Genomic DNA, 8472 nt, shown 5'->3' on the forward strand with positions numbered 1-8472 from the left:
AGTTTTGATTAACTTTGTCATTTATTAGTTTAGATTTCATTGGTATTTAAAGTTCTTCAGAGAGCATTTGATAAGTAATTTTTTGTGCAATTCATCCATGACCTAAGAGGTCATGGTATTCTTGCAATATTTTTGATAAATACTTTCACTGTCGCTAATCAATTGAACTATAGTGAAACATACATCCGCTCCATTTTTGAATGCTGCAGCAATGTGGAAAAATACCCTAAAGATTAGGATTTCTTTTTTCATGCTCGGCTAAAGTTTTTGCTTTAAAAATAACTTTAATTAAGAGTATCTTCATAATTAATATTAATCAGGTGTTGGCAATGCATGAGGTTTATATCTGTTTTTCTAAGGATGATGGGGATTTTGCCTTTAGGGCATATCATGTTCTCGAGCAGAACGGCATTGAATGTTGGGTTGCTCCCAGACATATTTATACAGATGAGAATTTGGATGACCAATTCGGCAAGGCCATAAAGGATGCCAAGGCAGTAGTTTTAATAGGATCAAGGCATGCTTTTGATTCTGAATTTGTAAGTGTTGAAATGGGCATTGCACTTGATTTCAACAAGCCCATAGTGATGTTAAGTGTTGATGAGCATGTCCCTGATAAATATTATAAGGATAGGATGCACACTATTGATATTTCTGGAAAATCCGAAAATGACTACTATTTTGAACTTGTTACGTATGTATCATTCGTTTTAAAAAGAATTAATGCTTGGAAGCATGCTTTTGTTATTCCTGCTGATTTTAAGATTTTCATTTCACATTCTCCTGAGGATAATGATTATATGAATGCCATCCGCCGTGTACTGGAACCTCTTGGAATCGGATGTTTGACTGCTCCGGATGATATTGAAGTTAACTCAAACCTTATTAGAAATTCAATAAATGATGCTGACGCTTTTGTCCTGGTCGGTTCAGGTAATGCATATGGCTGTGAATCGGTAGGTGATGAAATCACTATCGCAGTCGATTCCAACAAACCCTGTGTAATGTTGAAGGTTGATGAAGAGATTCCTGAAAATTTGGAATTTTATTTTAAAAACTTTAAATGGGTTGAAACTTCCGGAAAATCAGAAAATGAGTATTATTCGATGTTATTGGATGTTTTAATCGAAATTTTTCAAAAAAATAATGTTTCTGATTCTGATTATAAATTTGATGCATTTATTTCCTATTCTACTAAGGATAAGGATTTTGCAGACAAAGTATGTCATGAATTGGAATCCAAGGATTTCAAATGCTGGATTGCTCCCCGAAACCTCAAAGCTGATGTAAGTTTTCACGATCAGATTAAAAGTGCTATTGAATCGGCCAGATGTCTCGTTTTGATATTTTCCGAGAATGCCCAAAACAGCAGATTTGTTAAAAACGAATTGCATACTGCTTTTGAGATGTCAAAAGACATAATTGCTCTTCGTTCGGACAGTTCTTTTGCAGATGATGATTTTTCCAATTTGCTTGAGGATGCAAAATGGTTTGATGCCTGCGACATGGATTTTGAAGAGGTGATGGGAGGAATTTTAAAGGAAATGCAGCATGCAGATAATGATGTCTATTCATTCAAATATTTCAATGATTTAATTCACAGCGGTGCTAAAGATATAGTTCTGGATTCAGATATTATTTTGGATGAGGCTATTGAATTGGATGTGGATAATATTGTAATCGACGGGAACAATCATATTGTCACATCCAGAGGCAAATCCCGGATATTCAATGTCACTGCAAACAATGTCACAATTAAAAACATGGTTTTTAAGAATGGATTTTCAGAGGACTATGGCGGAGCAATATATAATAAAGGGGATTTGGCACTGGTTAATTGCCGTTTCATTTCAAACACTTCAAATGAGGCTGGGGGTTCAATTTATCATGAAAAAGGAAATTTAACTGTAGTTAACTGTGAGTTTAACTACAATTCCACATTGAAATTTGGCGGTGCATTGGCCAGTTTTAGCAAAACCCTCTTAAAGGGTTGCACATTCAAAGTCAATACTTCCAAAGAAGATGGCGGTGCGGTTATTCAAGTGGAAGGTGAGCTGACATGCAGAGAGTGTATTTTTGAATATAATTCTGCTGAATTTGCCGGAGCAGTGGGATGTCTTTCCGACTGTCTTTTAATGGATTGCAGCTTTTCATATAATCATTCGAAAAACCATACCGGAGCACTGATTATTCAAGACAATCGTTCGGATATCATTAATTGTGTGTTTAAAGATAATTCGTCAGATTTTTGCAGTGCGGTAGCTATTAAGGATGGCATTGTCAATCTGAATGGCTGCAGATTTGAAGATAATGAAACAAAATATGATGGCGGAGCCATTTACTCGGAAAATTCAAGTATAAATTGCGTCGATACAATTTTCACTGGAAATAAGGGAGGCGGATGCAGATGCTTTTATACTGATTTTAAGGCTGTCAATTCACAATTTTTAAACAATTCTGGTCGGGTTATCTACAATAAGTCGAAATTGAATTTGGTTGACTGCCTTTTCAGAGATAATCATCTGGATAATGGCGGGCTCATATTCAATGATGAAAATTCCGAATTGTCGTTTTCCGGTGGAAAAATAATTGGAAATGAAGTAAACGGACAGCTGATGGTGAACAATGGAAAATTAAGTATGGATAATTTAATTTTTCAGGATAACACATCAGATATCCTAGTTTTAAATAAAAATGAATTAAATTTATCAGATGTTAAATTTAAAGGTGTCAATGCAGAAATATTGAATGAAAAATGCATTTTTGCCAGGAAATTATCCGAAAGTGAAATCCTAAAAATAATAGTGAACGGCGCTGAAGGATACATTGAGCGATTTGAGATTCCGGATGAGGTTAAATATGATTTCGGCTTTCTTAACAATCTGATTCAAAATGCAGCACGGGACAGAAAATCAGTAATCATGCTTCCTGAGGACATCAATCTGGAAAACTATGAGCAGGATTTTTTTGAAGGAGGTATAGATATTGACGTGGACGGCCTGACAATTGACGGCGCTAACAAAACAATCAACGGGAAAAACCGGACAAGAATATTCAACATATCCGCAAAAAATGTCACTCTCAAAAACATCACTTTTAAAAATGGGTTCTGTGAAAACAGGTTTGACATGCATACTTCCGGCGGAGGGGCAATAAGAAACATAAAAGGCAGTGATGTAGTAATTGAAAACTGCAGTTTCATTTCCAATGTATCCAATGATGATGCCGGAGCAATACTGAACAATGGAGTGATAACATCAAAAAACAACATGTTTCTGGGCAATTTATCCAAGATGTGGGGTGGTGCGATACTTAACAATGGTGTTGCCCATATAGCATACGACAGGTATGGCGAAAACTCATCCAAAATGGCAGGAGCAGTATACAACAGACATGAAATGCATCTTGAAAATAACATTAAAACGGATAAAAATACCTCAGACATAACCCAACCTATACTTAATGCGAATTTCATTACAATTGAAGAAATTCCCGCGGATTTTGATGAAATCATCTATAATACAGGAGAGGTTAACCGTGATGAAACAGGCAATTTCAAATCAATGGACTATCTTGCAGAAAAGCTAAATTCAAATAAAATATCGCTGGAAAATGATGTGCTTCTTGAGTCCGGTTTTCGATTGAAAGACATCACTATCAATGACGAATGTGAAATCGATGGAGGTGGCCACACCATAGACTTCAACGGCGCCAATTTCAATTTCATCATTAACGCTAAAGTCACATTCAAAAACATCGCATTCAAAAATGCATATGTTCTTAATGATGCTTTATTTAAAATAAACGGTGAAGCTATCTTCAAAAATGCCAAATTCCTGAATAACAGAATACTTTCGCCATCCCATTTGATTGAGGTGAATGAAAAAGCCCATCTGACACTTATCGACTCATATATTTCGAACAATTTCTCTAAAAAGCATTCTCTAATAACAAATCGCTGTACATGTGAAATTTCCAAATGCATTTTCACAAACAATGATTCGCAGGCAAAAGGAGGATTAATATACAATGAACCTGAGGGCAATATTCTAATAGATGAATCAGTATTTGAATATAATTCATCAAATGCCGGCGGGGCGATACACAGCAAAGGCGTCCTTAAAATTCAAAACTCAAAATTAGTAAAAAATACTGCAGAAGTTGAGGGTGGTGCTTTGATTTGTAAAGGCAAGGCTGATTTGGAAAACTGCAGTTTCATCCAAAATTCTGCAGACTATGGTGGTGCCGTCTCCGTGGAATCAGACTCTGATGCTCGCATGAAGTGCTGTGTGTTTAAATCAAACCGTGCGGAAAGTGACGGCGGGGCACTGGATAATTATGATGGTGAAATCATTTTAAATGAATGTCATTTCAAATCCAATATTTCACAAAGGGATGGTGGAGCAATAAATAATGAGGGGAATATGCTACTTGTTGACTGCAATCTAGAGGAAAATGTGGCCGAAAGATGGGGCGGTGGAATTTATAAGGAGGGCAATTCTACAGTGAGAGTGATAAACACCAAATTCAGTCAAAATATTCCTGATGATGTCAAATGACTTTATTTCAGGATTTCACATTAACGCCAACGTCGTGTTTTAATTTATTTTCTTTGGAGGATATATTTTAGAGGCTAAGCAATATTTTCCCCAATTCCAATGAAATTCTCACAAAAACAAACATTGATTTTTTTTAAAATTTGCGCATGATTGCATTAAAAAAGAAAAGAGAGGTACTCTAGAATGTTTGAGTACCTGCAGACGGACTTAATGACACGCTTTGAGTTGTCAGAAGCTTGCTGTTTGAATCATAGATGTTGATTGTAGCGTAGTCCGGATAATATTTGTATGCATCGGCTGAAGCAATCTCCAGATAACCGTCTGAGTGCACGGTAGCCGGCACCATGTTCCCGTTGTTGAGGCTGTTTCCGTCCCTTGAATAGAAAATCTGAACGATGACGTCCTCGCCTGCATGGGCTGTTCCCACATTGATTCTTGCATAGGTCTTGTCCGCATCGCCGCTTCCTGTTGAAAAGCTTCCGCCAAGGATGCTTATTGAGGAAGGTGTTGAGGATGCCGGAGCGCTTGACTGTGTGGAACTGCCTGAAGTTGAACTTTGTGAAGCAAGCTCGTTTGAATCGGTAATTTCGATTGTTTTAAGCATCTTGACCATTGTTTCCATGTCATTTCCCATCAGTGAAAATTCATAGCCGTCAATCTGTCTTTCGATATAGTATCCGTCCCTTCCCTGGTTGTCCTTGTAAATCTTGATGTCACCGTCACTTCCGTACAGGCTGACCTGCGGAGGATGGGAGGAACCGGCAACGTTTGAAATCATTATCACCCTGGCTTCCTTGGAGTATTCTCCGTCATTTGAAAGAATCACAAAACCTCCAAATCCGTAGTTAGGCATGGAATCGGTTTCAACATAGTGGGATCCTACAGGAACATCCATTGTAAATATTTCAAAATCCTGTTTTTCAAGAGGAATTTCTGTTTTAAACACTCCTCCAGCATACATGACGCCGACCGCCAGTATTGCAACCACTGCAATCAGCGCTATAATTATCATCTTGTTTTTATCCATGCCCTTTTTTACAGGCATTGGATTTACATTATCGTTTTTAAGAATTTCCCCACAGCTCTTGCAGAACTTTGCATCGTCGCTGTTGGGCTCACCGCATTTCGGACAATTCATTTTCTCCCCCTTTTTATAACAATTCGATTTTATCATAGAGATAATCGTGAGATGCGAATATATGGCAAATCTTATTTCCATCAACAAAGGAATATACGTAGGTTCCGTCTGTAAATTTCTGGAAATATCCGGTATGGCCATACCTGTCCACTCTTTCACCGCCCAGATCACTCATGATGCTGTTTCCCCGAGCGGTACTTTCAACATCCTGAATCCAGAACTGGATTGTCTCATCACCGTTTCTGTAAAACTGTGAAGTGCCTCCATAGTCCTCTTCGCCAATGCTTTCGGAAGTCTGGTTGAAGTTGGCAGGTATTGAAAAGCGGAATTTGTCAATCTCAATGTTTTTGCTTCCAACAGCAATGTCTGAGAAAAACGATGCCGCCGCAAAAGTGACAATGATGATTGCAATTATTGCAACTATGAGTATCGGGATTCTATATTTTTCCAGATAGTTTGTTTTTTCAGTTTTTACAGGCGAGTTCATATCGCACCCGCACTCATCACAGAAATTAACCGCTCCCTCAACAGTTGCGCCGCAGTTCGGACATTTTCTTTTGATAGGTCCGTTTTCTGTACCGCATTCCGGACAGAATTTGACCTCTTCATCCAGCTCGTGGCCACAGTTTTCGCAATATTTTACCATACTTTCCCCTCTGTATTACTGTTAGAGTTAATAATTTATATTATTTTATACACAATATTGTATTAAGGAGATAATATGGAAAATAAAAATATAATAATAATTCTTTTAATCGTAATTGCAGTTCTTGTAGTGGCGATTGGTGTGATGTTTTTATCACCATTTGATTCTAAAGAGGACTGCAAACTAGTTATTACCGCCAATAAAACTTTGCATCCTGGTGATGAGGTAGCAATCAAGCTCACAGATTTGAACAAGATTCCAATACCTGATGAGGCAGTGAATGTTGTCGTCACAGACAAAAACGGCAGCGTTATCTTAAATGAATCTGTAATTACAACTTCAGAGGGTGAGGTTAGTGTAGTGATGGATGTGGGTGCCGGAGAGTACACGGTCAATGCAACATTTTCCGGAAATGACAATTTTACCTCAAACGCCACTTCCAAAAATATTAAAGTTGAAGAGGAAGTTGTTGAGCAGCAGGTTGTCCAGCAATCAAGTGAATCAAGCAGTTCATCCGGAGGACTTCATTACGATGAGGAAGTGAATGTCTATTATAATGATGATGGAATCATAGTTGACCCTGATGGTGAGCACCCTCAAGAGGTTGGAAACAGTTATTCTAAAGTTCGTGAGCTAAGAGATAAATGGGAACGTGGTGAACCTGTGATGGTATAATTTTGGATAAAAATAAAAAATAGGTACTTAAAGTACCTATAATTTTCCTTTCCAATGTGGAATTATGAGATTAGCTTTAAGTTGGCTTTCACGAGGAATGTCCCAACGGCAATATAATTTGCCATTTTCATTTATTCCTGCGTAAAATCTGAGAGGGTATGATTTACTGCTATAGATATTTTTATAACCAACATATACTTTTTCAGTGGTTTTTACTTTCTTTTTAAAGATACTGTAATGCTCATATCCATCACTGAAAGTTTTATCCATTCCTCCAACATATGTCCAACCGGCATTATAATATTTGGCCATACTATAAGAGTAAGAAGTTCCATAGTCCCAAAAGGATTCATAATCTAAAACTTTGATTTTTTTCCATTTATAAACTGTTTTAGTTTTATAAATATCTTTGGAACTGACAAATTTTTCCTTTTTACCAGTTTTAACTTTTATAGTTGTGTAATCTCCATTTCTTTTGGCATTTATTAGTTTTAAATATTTCTTAAATGGAATTTTTATGGTATATGTTTTGCCGTTAAGTCCTTGAGTTTTTAAAGTATAGTATTTGTTTCCTTTGATTGCATAATTGCTGCTGGATTTGGTATTATGGTGTGGTGATGTAAATGTTGCTTTATAGTAATGGTATCCGTTATTAATCTTAAGTTTTTTAGTTGCAACACCTTTTTTAACTTTAACTGTGTATGTTTTACCTTTAATTTTAAATTTAACTTTACCTTCATTTACCTTTTTGCCATTGCTTGTAACTGTAGCTTTTAAAATCACATATTTCCCAGTTGTAGTGTATTTGGATGCCTTTACTTTTGCATTCTCTTTTGTAATTTTCACGGTTATCTCTATTGGATCTGCAGTGTAAAAGGAATCAGCAATATATATTTTTATTTTATGGGTTCCTGATTCCAGATTATTACATGGGATAGAATATGTGTATGTTTCCAGGTATTCATCATTTGAAATACAATCAATTGTTTTAGTTGCTTTGTTGTCAATCTTATATTTTATATAGTCAACAAATGCATAGTCTCCATAGTGGTCTTTTATACTTACTTTAATTTTATCCTTTTTTAAGGAACCTGCCATAATTGTTACTTTGGTATCGTCCTGTTCTTCTTCATTTTCCGTAATTGAATTGTCTGATGTAATTATTTGGCCTTCAGCAATGATTTCTTGATTGTTTGCAGCTTCGTTTTCAATTGCAATATTATTATCTTCCTTAACTGTTAGTGTGTCGCTATCAATTGTAGCATTTTCACTAGCAGATACTATCCCCACAGATAATAAAATTGACATTATCAAAATTAATGGCAATATTATTTCTTTCATTTTTTAACCCCTCTGATTAATTGTTGATATATATTTGTGTTTAATTCATAATATAATAATTTCTAAATTAGGTTTATATTATACAATTAATTGTAGGGAGTACTTAAAAAATT

General features: G+C 36.1%; 6 protein-coding genes. 2 read left to right on the top strand and 4 right to left on the bottom strand.

Going from position 1 to position 8472, the window contains the following annotated elements:
- Positions 1-102 precede the first annotated feature (102 nt).
- Complete coding sequence (locus ACKI2P_RS01010) at positions 103-252, bottom strand: hypothetical protein (protein ID WP_407374388.1); 150 nt, start codon at positions 250-252, stop codon at positions 103-105.
- A 77-nt stretch (positions 253-329) separates the two neighbouring features.
- Here ACKI2P_RS01010 and ACKI2P_RS01015 point away from each other — a divergent pair, with 77 nt between their 5' ends.
- Complete coding sequence (locus tag ACKI2P_RS01015; RefSeq protein WP_407374389.1) at positions 330-4559, top strand: TIR domain-containing protein; 4230 nt, start codon at positions 330-332, stop codon at positions 4557-4559.
- Between the two features lie 178 nt (positions 4560-4737).
- Here ACKI2P_RS01015 and ACKI2P_RS01020 read toward each other — a convergent pair whose 3' ends face one another.
- Together ACKI2P_RS01020 and ACKI2P_RS01025 are read right to left on the bottom strand one after the other, a co-directional pair.
- Positions 4738-5697, bottom strand: a complete 960-nt coding sequence (locus ACKI2P_RS01020) for a zinc-ribbon domain-containing protein (RefSeq protein ID WP_407374390.1) — start codon at positions 5695-5697, stop codon at positions 4738-4740.
- A gap of 13 nt (positions 5698-5710) precedes the next feature.
- Positions 5711-6343: a zinc ribbon domain-containing protein gene (locus tag ACKI2P_RS01025; RefSeq protein ID WP_407374391.1), complete on the bottom strand. Its 633-nt coding sequence runs from the start codon at positions 6341-6343 to the stop codon at positions 5711-5713.
- A gap of 75 nt (positions 6344-6418) precedes the next feature.
- On the opposite strand from ACKI2P_RS01025, the gene ACKI2P_RS01030 reads away from it, so the two are divergent.
- Positions 6419-7018: a hypothetical protein gene (locus ACKI2P_RS01030; protein ID WP_407374392.1), complete on the top strand. Its 600-nt coding sequence runs from the start codon at positions 6419-6421 to the stop codon at positions 7016-7018.
- A gap of 36 nt (positions 7019-7054) precedes the next feature.
- Here ACKI2P_RS01030 and ACKI2P_RS01035 read toward each other — a convergent pair whose 3' ends face one another.
- A complete protein-coding gene (locus tag ACKI2P_RS01035) occupies positions 7055-8359 on the bottom strand; it encodes a hypothetical protein (RefSeq protein WP_407374393.1) in 1305 nt (434 codons plus the stop codon).
- Positions 8360-8472: the final 113 nt, after the last annotated feature.

It is taken from the genome of Methanobrevibacter sp. (genome assembly GCF_045541095.1).
In the GTDB taxonomy this organism is placed as follows: Archaea; Methanobacteriota; Methanobacteria; order Methanobacteriales; family Methanobacteriaceae; genus Methanocatella.

Excerpts from the sequence above, each read along its gene's own strand:
- ACKI2P_RS01035 (WP_407374393.1), bottom strand. The coding sequence starts at position 8,359 with ATGAAAGAAATAATATTGCCATTAATTTTGATAATGTCAATTTTATTA.
- ACKI2P_RS01025 (WP_407374391.1), bottom strand. The coding sequence starts at position 6,343 with ATGGTAAAATATTGCGAAAACTGTGGCCACGAGCTGGATGAAGAGGTC.
- ACKI2P_RS01015 (WP_407374389.1), top strand. The coding sequence starts at position 330 with ATGCATGAGGTTTATATCTGTTTTTCTAAGGATGATGGGGATTTTGCC.
- ACKI2P_RS01010 (WP_407374388.1), bottom strand. The coding sequence starts at position 252 with ATGAAAAAAGAAATCCTAATCTTTAGGGTATTTTTCCACATTGCTGCA.
- ACKI2P_RS01020 (WP_407374390.1), bottom strand. The coding sequence starts at position 5,697 with ATGAATTGTCCGAAATGCGGTGAGCCCAACAGCGACGATGCAAAGTTC.
- ACKI2P_RS01030 (WP_407374392.1), top strand. The coding sequence starts at position 6,419 with ATGGAAAATAAAAATATAATAATAATTCTTTTAATCGTAATTGCAGTT.